The sequence below is a fragment of the Corynebacterium massiliense DSM 45435 genome (genome assembly GCF_028609805.1).
Lineage (GTDB): Bacteria > Actinomycetota > Actinomycetes > Mycobacteriales > Mycobacteriaceae > Corynebacterium > Corynebacterium massiliense.
Window position 1 is genome coordinate 2,128,530 of record NZ_CP063189.1, and the last position, 16,310, is coordinate 2,144,839.

Consider the following 16,310-nt stretch of genomic DNA (forward strand, 5'->3'; position numbering starts at 1 on the left):
CCGATTGTAGGCCCCCGGGTCGCACCCCGCCGTTTTCGTTAATATGGCCAGGTGAACAGCGCGCAGAATCTACCCCCGTCCGAATTCGCCGCGGCGAGCGGCCGGCACCGGCACTACGCCGACTTCTACTTCCCCGGCCACCGCCCGCTTGCCGATGCCCCAGTGGTCGTCGTCATCGGCAACTGTCAGGCCGAGAGCCTGCGCATCGTGTTGTCTGCGACCGGGGTGGAATCGCTGCGCATCCCGCCGGTCCACGAGTGGACGGGCGAAGACATGCCGTACGCGGCCCGTGCGCTGGGCGCCGCGGACATCGTGATCACTCAGCCCATCCACGCCGGCTACCGCGGCCTGCCAATAGGCGGGGAGAAAACCTGGGAGCTCGTACGGGAGGACGCCCAGCGGGTTATCGTCCCCGTCCTTCGCTTCGACGGGCTGCACCCCTTCGACGCCATCATCCGCCCGCCGTTCGATCCGTCGCTCAACCCGCCGGTGGTGCCGTACCACGACTTGCGGGTGTTGGCCCGGGCCGCCGGCAAGGAGGTGCCGGAGCCGTCGGCCGCGACGTTGCGCCAGCTTGCGGCGATGTCCGTCGAGCAGATGGCCCGGCGTGAAAACGCGCACGGGGCGGTGCGTTTTTCGCCGTACTTGGAGTCCGCGCCACGGTGGCACACCATCAACCACCCGGACAACGACTCGCTGCGGCACTTGGGCCAGTTGGTTGCCGATGAGTGCGGGCTGGGCCAGGTGGCGCTGCCGGACCGGGAGCTGTTGCGCGGTCTGGACTCGCCGGTCTACCGCCCCGCCGCGGAGGCGCTCGGGGTGGCGGACGCGCTGGATCAGGCCGGGCGGCTGGAGCCCACCGCCGAGTGGCTGCGCGACGGCGCGCCGATTGACCGGGACATCGCCGCCGCCCAGCTGGAGTTCTACCGCGAGTACCCGGACGTGGTCCCCGCCGGGCTCCAGCGCCACGCCGACCGCCTCCGCGTGCTGGGGGTGGAGTAGATGGAGCTCACCCACGTCATCGTCGGACCCGCCGAACACGGGGTCACCGAATACGCCCGCGCGCTTTACGATGCCCTCGGCGCCAGCGCCCCCTGCGTCACCGCCGAGTCCGTGGCCGAGCTCGACGCGGCACCGGGGTCGGGATCGGGGTCGACGCTCGCCGCCGCCACCGCGCTGCACGTCACGTTCACCGACCACCTCTTCGGCTCCAGCCCCAACGAGGCGGTCGACACCGTGCTGCGGCTGGCGGGTGAGCGGCCGCTGTCCGTCTCCTTCCACGACATCCCCCAGCCGGAGGAGGGCGCCGACCGTTTCGCCCGCCGCGCCGGCGCCTACCGCCGGCTCGCCCGGCGCGCCCACGTTGCCGTGGTCAACTCCGAGCACGAGGCGGCGTTCTTCGCGGCCGACGACACTGACTCGGAGAACATCGACGTCCGGGTCATCCGGCTGCCGTTGCCCCACCCGGCGCCGGATGTGACGGCCGGCCTCTCCCCCGCGCCGAACACCTTCGGGCTCATCGGGTTCGTCTACCCCGGCAAGGGCCACCAGCGAGTCATCGAGTCGCTGGAGCGCGGCGCGGGCACCGTCGTTGCGCTAGGCAAGTGCTCGGCCGGGCACGAGTACATGGCCGACGAGCTGCAAGAGGAAGCCGCCCGCCGCGGTATCGAGTTTGAGCTCACCGGGTTTTTGAGTGACTCGGACATGTGGCGCCGCATGGCCCAAGTCGCGGTGCCGGTGTGCGCGCACCACCATTTCTCCGCATCGGGCTCACTGATGCGCTGGCTAGCCGCCGGGCGCCGAGTACTCGTCGCGGACTCGGCCTACGCGCGCGAAATGGACCGCGAGTTCCCCGGCCTTATCACCTTGGTGGGCGACGACGAGTGGCCGCAGGCGCTCCGCCGCGCGGCCGCCGACCCCGAGTTTTCCACCCCACAGCCCGCGCCGCGCTGGGCCTGGTCCGACGTCGCCGCCGCCTGGCGCCGCGCCTGGGAAAAGGGGCTGTGGCCGCGGGTTTCGGCGATCATCCCGCACTACAACGCGCCCGCACAGCTGGCGGAGGTCATCGCCGGCCTGGAGGCGCAGGATTACCCGGGGCACCTCGAGGTCGTGGTCGCCGACGACGGCTCTGCGACCCTGCCCTCCCCCACCACGCGGCTGCCGCTGACCGTCGTCGCACAGGAGGACCAGGGCTTCCGTGCCGCCGCCGCGCGCAACCTGGGCGCCGCCCACGCAGACGGGGACATCTTCTGCTTCCTCGACGGCGATACCGTCCCCCGGCCGGAGTACGTGCGCCACGCCATCGCCCCGGTGCTGGCGGACGCGCACGCCCTCGTCGTTGGTGCCCGCTACCACGACGGCGCGCAGGCGCAGTGGCTCGCGGACGCCTACCGCCGCACCGACAACCTCACCGCCGCGGACGACTCCGCCTACCGCTTCGTCATCTCCGCGGTGCTGACCTGCTCGCGGGAGCTTTTTGAGCAGGTGCTTTTCGATGCCTCCATGGTCGGCTACGGCGGCGAGGACTGGGAATTCGCCTACCGTGCTCAGCTGCACGGCGCCCGGCTGGTCCACGCCCCGGGCGCCATCGCCGATCATCGCGAGCCCGATTGGGAAGAGCGCACCGGCATCGACGTCGCGGAAAAGAACGCCGAGTCGGTCGCTCTCGCCCACCGCGTCGCGCACCCCTCGGCCCGCCCGGACGGGGTTATCTTCCGCACCGCAGACGTGGAGGTCTGTCTCCCGGAGGAGACAGACCTCCGCGGGGTAGAAGAAACCCCCGGACTCTTCCATTCCGGCGTGCGGGAGGCGCTCATCATCTCGTGGTTAAATGCCGGGTCCGGCAACCTCCACGTCATCGCGGATGCCGGTGAATCCGCCGATCTCTTCTCCGCTGACCCGCGGGTGCACCCCGATCACCGCGACGGCGCGCGGTGGCAGGTCGTCCTCACCGAGGCCTTCGCCCCCAGCGAGCCACTTGCCTGGGACGATCTCGCGCCCGGGCCCCTGCGGGATGCCACCGGCCGCGTGGTCGGGGAGGTTAGGAAAACCAGCGGCGCAGCCACTTCCTCCGGCCCAGGGCTTTACGTCGACGGGGAGATTCTGCGCCATCCGATCCGTCTGGAGCGTTACTTCGCTGGCTGGTAGCGCCCTCGTGCTCCGCATTTTCGTGCTCTGCACCGGCCCAATCGAAGGAGCGCTCCACGGCGCGATTCCACTCCGCGTATAACCGGTTGCGCTCGGCGGCGGACATGTCGGGGCTCCAGGTGCGGTCGACATCGACAAGCGCTGCGAGATCGTCCATGGACTCCCACACCCCGCTGCCGAGGCCGGCCGCGAACGCCGCGCCCAGCACGGTGGTCTCAATGTCCTGCGGGCGCAACACCTCCACGCCCAGGATGTCCGCCTGCAGCTGCATCAGCAGGTTGTTTTCCACCATGCCGCCGTCGACCCGCAGCGAGGTGATCTGGGTGTCCGCGTCGCTTTCGATGGCCTCGACCACCTCGCGGGTCTGGAAGCACGTCGCCTCCAAAGCGGCGCGGGTGATGTGGCTGCGATCGGCGAAACGGGTGAGCCCGACGATGACCCCGCGTGCATCCGGCCGCCACCGCGGGGCGAAAAGCCCCGAGAAGGCCGGCACGATGTAGACCCCGCCGTTGTCGTCGGCGGCTACGTCCTCGCTCGCCGCGGCACTGGGGATGATGCCCATCTGGTCGCGCAGCCACTGGATGAGCGAGCCACCCACCGCGACGGATCCCTCCAGCGCGAAGACGGGCTCTTCCCCGGCGCGCTGATAGGCGATCGTGATGAGCAGCCCGTGCTGCGAACCCTTCTTCTCTTTGCCTGTGTTGACCAGCATGAAAAGGCCGGTGCCGTAGGTGTTTTTCGCCGCGCCCTCGTGAAAGCCGGCCTGGCCGAAGAGCGCTGCCTGCTGGTCGCCCAGCACCCCGACGATAGGCACGCGCGCGAGCGTGCCGCGGGAGCGCACCCGGCCGAAGTCGCCGATGGACGGGCGGATCTCCGGCAGGATTTTCCGCGGCACGCCGACCTTCTCGCACAGCTCGTCGTCCCAGTCCAGAGTGTCGAGGTCCATGAGCAGGGTGCGCGAGGCGTTCGTGACGTCGGTCAGGTGCAGGGCGGGGCGGCCGTCATCGCCCCGCGCGCCGCCGGTGAGGTTCCACAGCAGCCAGGTGTCGATGGTCCCGGCGAGCAGTTCGCCGCGCTCTGCCCGCTCGCGGGCGCCGTCGACGTGGTCGAGAATCCACGCGATCTTCGGCCCGGCCGGGTAGGAGTTGGCCAACAGCCCGGTCTTGTCCTGCCACCTGTTCGCCGGCTCGTGCACACCGGAGGTGCGGGTGTCCTGCCAAACGATCGCGTTGTAGATCGGCCGCCCGGTCTCTTTGTCCCACACCACGGCGGTCTCGCGCTGGTTGGTGATCCCCAGCGCTTTGATGTCGCCCGGGTCGGCGTCTAGGTCCACCATCGCCGCCGAGGCGGCCCGGCGGGTGTTGTGCCAGATCTCCATCGGGTTGTGCTCGACCCAGCCCTGGCGCGGCAGGCGCTGCTTATGCTCGATCTGAGCGGAGGCTTTTGTGGTCCCGGACTCGTCGACAATGACGCACCGCGTGGATGTGGTGCCCTGGTCGATGGCGGCGATATAAGTCACCCCACGAGTCTCGCACACCCGCTCCGCCGCGGCGCCACGCGCCGACGAAATCGCGCGTTCCTGGCCATTTTCGGCCGGATTTTCGAGTTTTCGGGGCGAAAAATCCCGTTTTCACGCAGCCGCGGGGTCTGCGCCCCGCGGTCACGCTCGCGCGGCCGCTAGAACCACTCCTCCAACACCTGGGCCAGCCCGTCCTGCCGGTTCGTTGCGGTAACCCGGTCGGCGCTGCGCTTGACGATGTCCGCCGCATTGCCCATCGCCACCCCAGTGCCGGCCCAGCGCAGCATCTCGATGTCGTTGGGCATGTCACCGAACGCGATGGTGTCCTCCTGTGCGACGCCGAAGCGGCGGGCGAGCTCGGCCACGCCGGCGGCCTTGGTCACCCCGGGGGCGGCGAGCTCCAAGAGGCCATCGTCCATGGAGTAGGTGACGTGGGCATCCTCCGGATCCACGTGCGGGGCGATGAGTTCGTAGAGCTCCGCCGAGGAAAACCCAGGGTTGCGCAGCAGGAGTTTGACCGCCGGCGCCGCGACCAGGTCCGTCGGATCCGCGACGCCGAAACCGTTGGCCACCGGGTCCGGGGAGTAGGTCGGATCCACGGCGAACAGGGTCTCGAGGGCATCGGCGCCGGACGAAACGCCGGCGCGCTCCGCGGCGAGCGACACCCCGCCGTAGCGGGCCATGACTTCCATGACGTTGCCCACGATCCGCGCCATGGTCTCCGGCTGCAGCTGGTGGGAGGCGACGACGTGGTCAGACTCCGAGTCGTAGAGGATCGCTCCGTTGGCGGTCACGCACAGCGGGCGCACGGACAGCTGCTCGAGCACGGGGGCGAGCCAGCGGTGCGGCCGCCCCGTCGCCAGCGCGAAGTGCGCCCCGGAGCGCAGCGCACGGGCCACCACCTCTTGGGTGCGGGGTGTAACGCGCGCGTCCGGATCGATGAACGTGCCGTCGATGTCGCTGAAGATGAACCGTGGCGCGTCGGCCATAGCTGGTTCCACCTACTTTTTCTTTGTCTGTTGCTGCTTCGCCCGCTGCTTTTCCGCCTTGTCGGCGGCGTCCATGGCGTCGGCCTCCGCCAGCGTCGGCGCCGCGCCGCCCAGGGCCGCGGGCAGCCAGTCCGCGTGCTTTTCAAACGGGCCGTACTCGCGTGCGTAGGCGGCGCGGACATCGTCAATCATGGCCTGCATCGTCTCCCGCAGCGTGGCGATGTCTCGGTCCACCTCACCGGTAAGCTCCAGCGGCTCGCCCACGCGAATCCACACTGGAGTCTTGATCCGACCGAGGTGCTTGTCGCCGCCCTTGGTCCAGATGCGTTGGGAACCCCAGCAGACCATCGGCACCAGCGGCACCCCGGCCTGGCGGGCGATGCGCACCGCGCCGTTTTTGAAACTCTTCAGCTCAAACGAGCGGGAAATGGTCGCCTCGGGGAAGATGCCCACGATGCGCCCGCGCTCCAGCTCGCGCACGGCCTCGCCCACGGAGGCGGCACCGGCGGAACGGTCCACGCTGACGTGGTCCATCATTCGCATGACCCGCCCGACGACGGGGATGTCGAAGACCTCGCGCTTGGCCATGAAACGCACCAACCGCTTGCCCCGGATGTGGGGCGGGACCTGCATGAATGCGAAGTCGTAGTAGCCGGTGTGGTTCATGGCCACCAACGCGCCGCCGGTGGCCGGGATGTGCTCGGCGCCTTCGACGGTGATGGTGATGCCCTGCAGGCGCAGCACGCGCTTGATGGCCGCGTTTACGCCCTGGAAGAGCTTCTCTGCCGTCTCGGGGTGGCGCGGCACGCGCGCGAGATCTTTCGGGACCCGAAAGATCCCGTCGCGAATGTCCCAGTCGGCCATGGGCTAGCGCGGCTCCAGGACGTCCTTGCCCACGAACGGGCGCAGGGCCTCCGGCACGACGACGCTGCCGTCGGCGCGCTGGTGGTTTTCCAGGATGGCGACGAGCCAGCGGGTGGTAGCCAGGGTGCCGTTCAGGGTCGCGGCGATCTGGGTCTTGCCGTTCTCGTCGCGGTAGCGGGTGGACAGACGGCGCGCCTGGAAGGTGGTGCAGTTCGAGGTGGAGGTGAGCTCACGGTAGGTGTTCTGCGTGGGGATCCACGCCTCCGTGTCGAACTTGCGGGCCGCGGACTGGCCCAGGTCGCCGCCGGCGATGTCGATGACGCGGTAGGGCACCTCGATGGCGGACAGCATGGAACGTTCTATGTCCAAAAGCGCCTGGTGCTGCTCCTCCGCCTCCTCGGGGCGGCAGAAGACGAACATCTCCAGCTTGTCGAACTGGTGCACGCGCAGAATGCCGCGGGTGTCCTTGCCGTAGGAACCGGCCTCGCGGCGGAAACAGGAGGACCAGCCGGCGTAGCGCAGCGGGCCGTCAGCCAGGTCGATGATCTCGTCCTTGTGGTAGCCGGCCAGCGCCACCTCGGAGGTGCCGACCAGGTACTGGTCATCGCGCTCGAGGTAGTAGATCTCATCGGAGTGCTCGCCCAAAAAGCCGGTGCCCGCCATGATCTCCGGGCGGACCAGCACCGGCGGGACCATCAGCTGGAACCCAGCCTCGCGGGCCTTCTGCGCCGCCAGCATCATCATGCCCAGCTGCAGGAAGGCGCCGTCGCCGGTGAGGTAGTAGAAGCGGGCGCCGCCGACCTTGGTGCCACGCTTGACATCGATAAGCCCCAGCGATTCACCCAGGTCCAGGTGGTCCTTCGGCTCGAAGTCGAACTCAGTCTTCTCGCCGTGGTACTCCAGCTCGACGAAGTCGTCCTCGCCGCCGGCCGGGGCACCCTCCACGACGTTGGAGATCTTGAACTGCAGCTCGCCGACGCGTTCCTCGGCCTCGCGCTGCGCGGCCTCGGCCTCCTTGACCTTGGCCTTGAGCTCGTTGGAGCCCTCGAGCAGCTGCGGGCGCTCCTCCGGGGAAGCCTGGCCGATCTTCTTACCAAACGCCTTCTGCTCGCTGCGCAGTTCATCGGCAGTCTGGACGGCAGAGCGGCGCTTCTCGTCGGCTTCCAACAGGGCATCGACCAGGGCGGGATCTTCGCCACGGTTGACCTGTGAGGCGCGGACAACGTCAGGGTTTTCTCGGAGTAGCTTCAGATCAATCACGCGGTCAATCTTACCCCGGCACTGCCCGAGCGCATCCGGTTCTCGGTAGTATTGTCTGTCCTATGGGTGACAAGAACACGTGGCGGTCGGCGACCGGTGTCCGGTCCATGCTCGTCGGGGCTCTTGCCGCGGCGGTTTTTACCGGATCTTACGAGCACTTCAGCGCGGACGAGCCGGAAAATGAAGCGGAGGGGACGCAGCAGTCCACATCCGCCACGCACGCCGCCCCGCCCGAGTCTTTCACCACGGCCGACACCGGCTCGTGCCTGATGTGGGACACCAAGGACGGCAAGGTCTCCAATTTCCAGCAGGCATCCTGCGACGACGAACACCGCTTCGAGGTCTCCTCCCGCACCGATTTAGCCACCTACCCCACCGCGGAGTTCGGCCCCGATGCCCCGCGCCCGGACGTTGAGCGCCAGGCGCAGCTGCGCGAGGAGCTGTGCAAGGGCGCGACGACGAACTACCTCAACGGCCGCTACGACCCGAACGGCCGTTTCTCCGTCGCCCCCATCCTCCCGCCCGCGGACGCGTGGGAGAAAGGTGATCGCACCATGCTGTGCGGCCTGCAGACCACCGGTGAGGACGGCACCCCGCTGCCCACCAAGGGCAAGGTGGCCACCCAGGACCAGGCGAACATCGCCCAGCCGGGGACCTGCCGCGCCATCGACGACAAGCAGGTGCTTCACGATGTCCCGTGTGACCAGCCGCACCAGCTGGAGACCACCGCCGTCATCGACCTGACCGAGAAGTTCGGCGACGACTACCCGAGCATCGAGGACCAAGACAAGTTCTTGGCCGAGCGGTGTACCGAAGAGGCCGAGAACTTCGCCGGCGGCAAGGATCAGCTCGCGCAGACCACGCTGCAGCCCTACTGGGGCACGGTGGCAGAAACCTCGTGGAATGGCGGCACCCACTCAGTGAACTGCTCGCTCATGCACGCGCGCACCGGCGGTGACGGTTTCGCGGAGCTCAACGGCAGCGCAAAGGATCACGTCACCATCGACGGCGAGGACCCGAAGCCGAACGAGGCCAACCAGTCCCCCGCCGCTGGACAAAACACGCAGCAGCAGAACGCCGACCAGCAGGGCACGAACCAGCAGAACGCAGGTCAGCAGGGCGCAGGCCAACCGGATGTACAAAGTTAGCGAAGAGCGCTTTGAGGAGATGGTGAACGACGCCCTGGACAAAATCCCGGACGAGTTCGCCCGCCGGATGCGCAACGTGGTCGTGTTGGTCGAGGACTACCACCCGGACGACCCGGGGCTCCTCGGCCTCTACGAGGGCGTCTCGCTGACCCGCCGCACGTTCGACCACACCGGTTACCTGCCGGACGCCATCACGATCTACCGCGGCGCACTGGAGGACTGGTGCGACAGCGAAGAGCAGCTCGCGGCAGAAGTCGAGGTCACCTTGTTCCACGAGCTCGGCCACTACTTTGGCATGCCCGAAGAACAGCTGCACCGCCTCGGCTGGGGCTAAGTGGAGGTCGACGTTGCTGCTTGACATCGCCACGCGTGCGCCCGAAGAGCACGCCTTTACCTATCTACTTTCCGAGCCGACGCCGAGCCAGAACCCCACGGGCCGCCTGTCTGGCTGGGTGCTGTCCGCCAAGGATCTTCACGACGTCGCCGGCATGCCCACCTCGATGGGCTCGGTGCACCGCACGTACACCCCGGATCGCAGCGACGAGTTCATCGCCGCGCTGGAGGCGGAGGGTGCGCGGTTCATCGGCAAGTCCGCCGCCCCGGAGCTGGGTCTGCGGGTGGACACGGAACCGGTGGGGCTGCCGCACCCGGATAACCCGCTGTGGCCGGGGTGCACGCCGGGCGGTTCCTCGGGCGGGGCAGCGGTGCAGGTCGCGCGCGGTCTGGTGCGGGCGGCGCACGGCTCCGACGGCGGCGGTTCGCTCCGCGTGCCGGCCGCGGCCTGCGGGGTCGTGGCGTTCAAGCCGGCGGGCGCCGACCTGTCCGTCGAGGGGTTTATCACCCGGTCGCTCGCGGACTCCGCCTTCCTCCACGACCTCTCCCCCACCCGGCCGCGGGCGCGGATCGGGCTGGTGACAGATCCGCTGTTTGCCCCAGTGCGGGTGGCCGACCACATGGTCACTGCTGCCCGGGAGGTGGCCGCCGCGCTCGGCCGCGCCGGCTACACCGTCGTGGACGTGGCGCCGTACCCGCAGGCCGCGGACACCTTCGCCGCCTTTACCGCCCTATTTTCTTCGCGTCTAAAAGATATCGACGACGGCTCTGCGTACAGCGACTTCATCCGCGATATGGGCCGCGGGATCAGCGCGGCGGAGCTCGCGGCCGCCCACACGCACGCCGACACGCTCCCGGCGCGGCTGGCGGCGGCGTGGGGAGTCGACGCCATCGTCACGCCCATGCTCGCTTTCGATCCGCCGCCGAAAGGCACGTTCACGCGCCCGGATCCACCGACCTCGTTTGCTCAGCAAACCGAGTGGACGCCGTGGGGTTCGCTGTGCAACGTCGGCCGGCTACCGGCGGCGTGCATTCCGTGGCCGGTGCGCGGCCGCACGGAACCGGTCGGCGTGCAGCTGGCGGGCATTTCGCTTGCCGATGCCCAGCTGCTAGGCCTCGCCCAGGTGGTGCACCGGTGACCGCGGCGGCAGAAAAGAAGCGGCTCGCGGTAGAGGTCGCCATCGTTATCACCCTGACGTTCGGGGCGCGGGGCCTGCGGTCAGTGCTGGAGCTCATCCGAGCGCTGATGGCCCCGGCGCGTCTGAGTGAGCAGTCGGTCACCCTGCACCAGCAGGCGGCCGATAACCCGCTGCTGGACATCGCGCTACAGCTGGTATCCAGCGCGACGCTGGTGGCGTACGGGGCACTGGCGCTCTACCTGTTGGGGCGGGTGCCGCGCTGGCGGCGCGGCGACGGGCTGTGGGGCGTGGGCCTGGCCGCGCTCATTGGGCTTCCGGGCTTGGCGCTGTATGTCGCCGCGGTGCACTTCGGGTGGTCGAAGGAGGTCGTGCCCGCGCAGTTCGACGATGCCTTCTGGCAGGTCCCGGTTCTGCTGGTCGCCGCCGCGGTGACGGCGTGGGCGGAAGAGCTCGTGGTGGTGCGCTACTTGCTGACGCGCCTGCAGCAACTCGGGGTATCGCCCGTGGGGGCGCTGTGTGCCAGCGCAGTGTTGCGCGGGAGTTACCACTTGTACCAGGGCGTGTCGGCCGGGTTCGGCAACGTGGCGATGGGCCTTATCTTCGGCTACTTCTACCACCGCACCGGGCGGATCTGGCCGCTTGTGGCGGCGCACTTTGTCATCGATGCCGTGGCGTTCCTTGGCTACGCCCTCGTTTTCTAACACCCCGGGGACTGTAGGCTGTAGCGCATGACTTATTCCGGACGCGACCCCCGCCGCGAAGTCCGCAGGGCGGGCGACGACGGCGGCTTTGTCCTTGGCGCCGACGGAAAACCCCTGCGTGACAGGTATGGGCGGCCGGTCCGCCGCCGGCCCTCCGGTCGTCGCGCGGACGCGGGGCGGCGCCCCGACGCCTCTCGCGTGCAACCCCCGCGCGCAGGCCAGGGCGCCGAGCGCCGGGTGGCGCGCCCAAAGCGTGAGCCGATGCGTGAGCCCGCCCGTGATCGCCAGCAGCGCCCCCGCCCCGCGGAAGGGCGCTCGCGGCAGGCGCGTCGCCTGGGCCAGTCGCGGCCGGTATCGTCGGCCCGCCCGGCGGCCGCGCCGCAGTCCAACGAGACGCGGGCGCTGCCGCCCCGTGACACTCCACCGCGTGACACCCCACCGCGCGACACTTCTACTCGTCGCCCGCGGCAGGAGTTCACCCCACTGCAGCAATCCCAGCCGCGGCAATCCCAGCCACAGCAGGTGCAGCCGCAGGCTCAGCCATCGCAGCAACCTCGCCTGGCGCGCAGCTACTGGGAGGAGGCCAACCCGGATCCCGCACGCCAGCGCAAGGCGCATAGCCGCCGCAAGCCGGTGAACCCGCTCAAGCGGATCTTCGGCTGCTTCGGCTGGCTCGTGGCTATCGTGCTGGTCTGCACGCTGGTGCTCGGCCTGTGGGCCGATTCGCGCCTGACCCGCACGGAAGCGCTACCGCCGGGCGGCGAGTCCGGCGCGGGCACGAACTGGCTTTTGGTGGGTAGCGATTCCCGTGAGGGGCTCTCTGATGAAGACATCGAGCGCCTGGGTACCGGCGGCGATGTCGGCGTCGGCCGCACCGACACCATCATGGTGCTGCACATCCCGCGTTCCGGGAAGGCGCAGCTGGTGTCCATCCCGCGCGATAGCTACGTCAACGTGCCCGGCTTCGGCGAGGACAAGATCAACGCCGCATTCACCTACGGCGGGCCAGAGCTCCTCGCCGAGACGATCGAGGGATCCACCGGCCTGCACATGGACCACTACGCCGAGATCGGCATGGGCGGTCTGGCCAATTTGGTCGACTCGGTCGGCGGCGTGGACATGTGCCCCGAGGAGCCGATTGACGATCCACTTGCGGGCATCTCCCTGCAGCCGGGGTGCCAAAACTTCGACGGCCCGACCTCGCTGGGCTACGTGCGCACCCGCGCGACGGCCCAGGGTGACTTGGACCGCGTGCAGCGTCAGCGCGATTTCTTCTCCGCGCTGCTGCACAAGATCACCTCGCCGGCGACCATCCTCAACCCGGTGCGGATGATTTCCCTGGTGGATAAGACGACCGGTTACTTCACGGTCAACAAGGGCGATCACGTCTGGCACCTGGCGCACGTGGCCTTGGCGATGGCCGGCGGCGTGGAGACCAAGACGGTCCCGCTCGGCGGGTTCATGGACACCGAGGTTGGCAGTGTCGTGCTGTGGGACGACGAGGCGTCCCAGCAGCTGTTCGATTCGATGAAGTAACCGCTGCGGTAGCGGGCTCGTTCCACCTCCCGTTGCGGTGGCGGGCTTGTCCGACCTCCCGCTGCGGTAGCGGGCTTATCCCGCTACCGCAGCGTGACCTGGCGGGACTTCAGGTTCTGCAGCTGTTTGCGCTCGTCGGCGTTGAGCTGCGCGTCGTTGGTGAGCTCATCGGCAAGCGCGGCATCGACACGCGCGAGCTCGGCGGCATAGGAATCGTGGGCGACGTCCGGGCGCAGGTCGAAGACTGGGGCGATGAGCCCGTGAGTGCGGAAGACGCCGGCGAATTTGGTGTCCTCGCCGACGTTCATGTCCCCGCGGGCGGCCAGGCGCGCGATGGCGTTGAGGAAGGCGTTCTCGTCATCGGCCGGGCGCACCCAGCGGATGTAGGCCTTGTCGCCGTGGCCCTCGGACCAGAAGGCCGCGCCGGTCAGATCCTCGCCCCCGGCCGGGCGGGTTTCCATCACGGTGTTGTTCGCGGCCTGGATGGCCTGCGCGACCTGCGGGTCGGCGGCACCGCCTTCCGGGGTCCACCAACCGAAGTCCTGGTGGACGGTGATGTCGAGGGGCTGGTCGGCATCGACAAGCTCGGAAAGCTCCGGCTGGGAGCCGTCGGCCGCGGTGGACTCCAACGTGTCGCCCGGCTGGTGGTCCTTCACCCAGTTGAGCGCGTACGCCAAGTCGCGGCCCGGGTTGTGGGTGTGCTGCTGGACCTGCAGGCCCACAAACGCGTCGCCGTTATCGCGGATGAACGCCGCGGACGCGCCCGGCAGGACGGTGGCGACGTAGACGTCGCGGTCAATCCCCTTGGTCGGCAGCTTCGCCACCGCGGACGGCACAAATTCCTGCAGGGCCACGAGCTGGGCTTCGGCGGCGACCCCCTGGTAGGGGCGGGCGTCCTTTTCCAGCGCGGCACGCTCGGCGGCGCGGGCGGCGAGCTTGGCCTGGCGGCGGCTCATGCCCTTGGGCAGGTCTTGCTTTTTCTTCCAGTTCTTTTTAGCCATGCCCACTAATGTAGCGGCGCCCGGTGCTTAAAAGTTCACCGCACGCAGGGCGACCTCCGGCTGGTTCGTGGCCAGCACGTCCACGCCGTTGACGAACGCCCACTTCACGTCGTCTTCGTCGTCGACGGTCCACAGGTAGGTCGGCCGGTTGCGCGAGCCGATGGCGGAGGTCTGCAGCTTCGCCCGCAGCACTGACATGCCCAGGCCCGTCGGGTTGGAAAACATCACGTCGGCCTTGTTGACCATCCGCTCCCAGTCGCGGCGCAGGTAGTAGCGGTCGATCTGCGGCGCGATGCGCTCCATCTTGCGGATGGCGGTGTGGTGGAAGGAGATGACGTGGATGTGCGGGTCATCGAGCATTCCGGCGTAGCGCAGGCGGAGTTTGACCTGCTCTTCTAGGACGCCGCCGTCGTGGAAAAGGAGGTGTTTGAGCTCAATGTAGAGGTGCTTGCCGGTGCCGCGGACCATCTCAAGGAGTTCATCGAGAAGCAGCATGCGCTGCCCGCCGCCGATGTCGGCCTGGCGGACCTCGTCCCAGTCCATCCGGGACAGCTTGCCCGACGCGTTCGAGGTGCGGTCGATGCGCGCATCGTGGTTGACCACGACCTTCCCGTCGCGGGTGAGCCGCACGTCGCACTCGACGCCTTCGATGGGGAGCGCGAGGGCCTTTTCAAAAGCCAGCGCTGAGTTTTCCGGATACTTCCCCGAGTATCCGCGGTGCGCGATGATGTCCACGGCGACGGGCGCCCCTTTCCTCTGCGTGCGGTGTACCAACCGTGTGCTTATTGTGCGCCTGCGGGGGCCTGCGTGCAACGGCTCGTTCTGCAAAGATGTGGCCTATGGCTCATTTACCCCGGCGCGCGGCACTGCGGGCGGCTTCCGGCGCCCTTCACGCAGCGAAATTCGGGCTGGAGGTGCTGAGCGATGTCACCCCGGTCGTCCGGATGACCGGGCGGCGCCGCCTCCCGCGCAATATGTCGGCCGGCCTTTTGGGCGCGGAGGTGGCCACGTGGGCGGCGGTCTCCCCGTCGCTTTTGCCCCGCCCGTGGTGGGTGACGGCCGCGAACGTGGCCATCGGCCAGGGTTTCGGCCACCTGGTCGGGAGCACGGCGGCGTTTTTGACCCGGGAGGTCGCCGCGAACGTGGACCGGCAGCTGCCCGGCCACTTGACCGCCCGGAACCGGCGCCGCGCGCACTTCGTGCTGGGCGCGATCACGGTCGCGGCGACGGTGCGCTCCATTTCGAATCAGCGCACCCAGGCCGAGCTGGTGGGCAAAAGTCACGACCGTGGCCCGCGCCAGGCCGTCGCCGCAACCGGCCTGGGCGTGGTCGGCTACGGCGTGCTGCTGCTCGTGGGCGAGGGCCTGCAGGCGAGCGTGGATCAACTCTCCGAGCGCTTGCGTCGCTGGATGCCGCCGCTTTTGGCCTGGCCGCTGGCGTCTGCCGCCATCGCTGGGACAGGCGTGCTGCTTTCCGATAAGGTCCTGCTGCGCCGCATCATCCACACCACCTCGGCGAAGGCGGAAAAGCTCAACCGCGCGTTCGTGCCCGGCTCGCCGCAGCCACACGAGCCGGAGCGTTCCGGCAGCCCAGACTCTCACGAGGACTGGGACACGGTGGGCGCGAAGGGCCGCGACTACCTCTCGCGCGGGCCGCGGGCGGCGGAGATCAAGAAGGTCATGGGGCTGGATGAGGCCCGCGAGCCCATCCGTCTCTACGCGGGTTTCTTGGCCTACGAGACCTACCGTGAGGCCGCCGAGCAGGTGCTGGCGGAAATGGACCGCACCGACGCCTTCTCCCGGCGCGCCGTGGTCATTCAGATGCCGTCCGGGACGGGCTGGCTCAACGAGTACAGCGTGGCCAGCTACGAGTTTCTCACCGGCGGCGACTGCGCCACGGTGACGCTGCAGTATTCCTACCTGCAGTCGGTGTTTGCGTACGTGGTGGACCCGCAGTCGCCCGTCGAGGCGGCCGCGGAGCTCATCCGCGCGGTGCGGGAGCGCCTCGATGCCATGCCTGCCGATGAACGCCCGCAGCTCTACCTCGCCGGCGAGTCCTTGGGGGCGTACGCCATCCTGGACAACTTCGACGACGTCGACGATCTGCTAGCCGCCTGTGACGGCGCGGTGCTTTCTGGGCCGCCGCGCATGTCCACGTTTACCAAAAGGCTGCGCCGCGATCCGGGGTCCCTGGAGCGCGTGCCTATTGTCGATGGCGGCCGCCACCTACGTTTCGCCTCCCACCCCGATCACGTCCGCCACGACGCGTTCGGCCGCGACTTCGCGCATAAGTGGGAGCGCCCGCGCGTGGTCATCGCACAGCACCCGTCGGACGCGATCGTGTGGTGGGATTCGCACCTTTTGTATCGCCGCCCCGACTGGGTCCACGAGCCCACGCCAAAAGCGCTCCACAACGACACGCTGACCAGCCTGTACTGGGTGCCGTTCATCAGCTTCTGGCAGATCGGCCTCGACCAAATCAACACCCAGGACGTGCCCGGCGGCCACGGGCACAATTACTTCACCGAGATGTTCACCTACTGGGCGGAGGTCTTGGGCTCGCAGGCGGTGCGCGACATGTCCCCGGAGCTCGCGCACGCGATGACGCGGTCCATCTGCCCTGCAGAAGGGCTCGCCGTGCCGTGGAGCCGCCGCGGCGGGCGGAAGATTTAGC

14 protein-coding genes are annotated in these 16,310 nt (G+C 68.8%); 8 read left to right on the forward strand and 6 right to left on the reverse strand.

Annotated elements, in window-relative coordinates; all coding sequences use genetic code 11:
• Positions 1-51 precede the first annotated feature (51 nt).
• Positions 52-1,002 (forward strand): WcbI family polysaccharide biosynthesis putative acetyltransferase, encoded by a 951-nt coding sequence (locus CMASS_RS09785; protein ID WP_022863499.1) that lies wholly within the window; start codon positions 52-54, stop codon positions 1,000-1,002.
• The gene (locus CMASS_RS09790; protein WP_022863498.1) at positions 1,003-3,147 is read left to right on the forward strand and encodes a glycosyltransferase; all 2,145 of its coding nucleotides are present in this window, start codon (positions 1,003-1,005) and stop codon (positions 3,145-3,147) included.
• Here the strand turns inward: CMASS_RS09790 and glpK are convergent.
• From glpK to serS, 4 genes are all read right to left on the reverse strand, one after another.
• Positions 3,041-4,666: a glycerol kinase GlpK gene (gene glpK, locus CMASS_RS09795; RefSeq protein WP_022863497.1), complete on the reverse strand. Its 1,626-nt coding sequence runs from the start codon at positions 4,664-4,666 to the stop codon at positions 3,041-3,043. The genes CMASS_RS09790 and glpK overlap by 107 nt on opposite strands.
• A 158-nt stretch (positions 4,667-4,824) precedes the next feature.
• Positions 4,825-5,655: an HAD family hydrolase gene (locus CMASS_RS09800; RefSeq protein WP_022863496.1), complete on the reverse strand. Its 831-nt coding sequence runs from the start codon at positions 5,653-5,655 to the stop codon at positions 4,825-4,827.
• A 12-nt stretch (positions 5,656-5,667) separates the two neighbouring features.
• Positions 5,668-6,519 (reverse strand): lysophospholipid acyltransferase family protein, encoded by an 852-nt coding sequence (locus tag CMASS_RS09805; protein ID WP_022863495.1) that lies wholly within the window; start codon positions 6,517-6,519, stop codon positions 5,668-5,670.
• Between the two features lie 3 nt (positions 6,520-6,522).
• Complete coding sequence (serS, locus tag CMASS_RS09810) at positions 6,523-7,779, reverse strand: serine--tRNA ligase (protein WP_022863494.1); 1,257 nt, start codon at positions 7,777-7,779, stop codon at positions 6,523-6,525.
• A gap of 62 nt (positions 7,780-7,841) precedes the next feature.
• On the opposite strand from serS, the gene CMASS_RS09815 reads away from it, so the two are divergent.
• From CMASS_RS09815 to CMASS_RS09835, 5 genes are read left to right on the forward strand one after another with little or no spacing between them, the layout of a single operon-like run.
• The gene (locus CMASS_RS09815) at positions 7,842-8,927 is read left to right on the forward strand and encodes a septum formation family protein (RefSeq protein WP_022863493.1); all 1,086 of its coding nucleotides are present in this window, start codon (positions 7,842-7,844) and stop codon (positions 8,925-8,927) included.
• On the forward strand, positions 8,914-9,261 hold the full coding sequence (locus CMASS_RS09820) for a metallopeptidase family protein (RefSeq protein WP_022863492.1): 348 nt from the start codon (positions 8,914-8,916) through the stop codon (positions 9,259-9,261). The genes CMASS_RS09815 and CMASS_RS09820 overlap by 14 nt, the downstream gene beginning before the upstream one ends.
• Before the next feature lie 13 nt (positions 9,262-9,274).
• On the forward strand, positions 9,275-10,399 hold the full coding sequence (locus CMASS_RS09825) for an amidase (RefSeq protein WP_022863491.1): 1,125 nt from the start codon (positions 9,275-9,277) through the stop codon (positions 10,397-10,399).
• Complete coding sequence (locus CMASS_RS09830; RefSeq protein WP_022863490.1) at positions 10,396-11,100, forward strand: CPBP family intramembrane glutamic endopeptidase; 705 nt, start codon at positions 10,396-10,398, stop codon at positions 11,098-11,100. Before CMASS_RS09825 ends, CMASS_RS09830 begins: the two co-directional genes overlap by 4 nt.
• Positions 11,101-11,127: 27 nt before the next feature.
• Positions 11,128-12,636 carry an LCP family protein gene (locus CMASS_RS09835; protein WP_084684438.1) on the forward strand — a complete coding sequence of 503 codons (1,509 nt, stop codon included), beginning with the start codon at positions 11,128-11,130 and terminating at the stop codon, positions 12,634-12,636.
• 83 nt (positions 12,637-12,719) lie between these two features.
• On the opposite strand, the gene CMASS_RS09840 is transcribed toward CMASS_RS09835, so the two are convergent.
• Together CMASS_RS09840 and CMASS_RS09845 are read right to left on the reverse strand one after the other, a co-directional pair.
• Positions 12,720-13,637 (reverse strand): DUF5926 family protein, encoded by a 918-nt coding sequence (locus CMASS_RS09840; protein WP_022863488.1) that lies wholly within the window; start codon positions 13,635-13,637, stop codon positions 12,720-12,722.
• 27 nt (positions 13,638-13,664) lie between these two features.
• On the reverse strand, positions 13,665-14,372 hold the full coding sequence (locus CMASS_RS09845; protein ID WP_022863487.1) for a glycerophosphodiester phosphodiesterase family protein: 708 nt from the start codon (positions 14,370-14,372) through the stop codon (positions 13,665-13,667).
• Positions 14,373-14,476: 104 nt separating this feature from the next.
• Here CMASS_RS09845 and CMASS_RS09850 point away from each other — a divergent pair, with 104 nt between their 5' ends.
• Entirely contained in the window at positions 14,477-16,309 is a 1,833-nt protein-coding gene (locus CMASS_RS09850; protein WP_022863486.1) for an alpha/beta-hydrolase family protein, read from the forward strand.
• Position 16,310: the final 1 nt, after the last annotated feature.

What these genes read in the sequence shown, in the direction of transcription:
- CMASS_RS09820 (WP_022863492.1), top strand. Translation starts at nt 8,914, where the DNA reads ATGTACAAAGTTAGCGAAGAGCGCTTTGAGGAGATGGTGAACGACGCC.
- CMASS_RS09840 (WP_022863488.1), bottom strand. Translation starts at nt 13,637, where the DNA reads ATGGCTAAAAAGAACTGGAAGAAAAAGCAAGACCTGCCCAAGGGCATG.
- CMASS_RS09805 (WP_022863495.1), bottom strand. Translation starts at nt 6,519, where the DNA reads ATGGCCGACTGGGACATTCGCGACGGGATCTTTCGGGTCCCGAAAGAT.
- CMASS_RS09790 (WP_022863498.1), top strand. Translation starts at nt 1,003, where the DNA reads ATGGAGCTCACCCACGTCATCGTCGGACCCGCCGAACACGGGGTCACC.
- CMASS_RS09850 (WP_022863486.1), top strand. Translation starts at nt 14,477, where the DNA reads ATGGCTCATTTACCCCGGCGCGCGGCACTGCGGGCGGCTTCCGGCGCC.
- CMASS_RS09815 (WP_022863493.1), top strand. Translation starts at nt 7,842, where the DNA reads ATGGGTGACAAGAACACGTGGCGGTCGGCGACCGGTGTCCGGTCCATG.
- CMASS_RS09835 (WP_084684438.1), top strand. Translation starts at nt 11,128, where the DNA reads ATGACTTATTCCGGACGCGACCCCCGCCGCGAAGTCCGCAGGGCGGGC.
- CMASS_RS09800 (WP_022863496.1), bottom strand. Translation starts at nt 5,655, where the DNA reads ATGGCCGACGCGCCACGGTTCATCTTCAGCGACATCGACGGCACGTTC.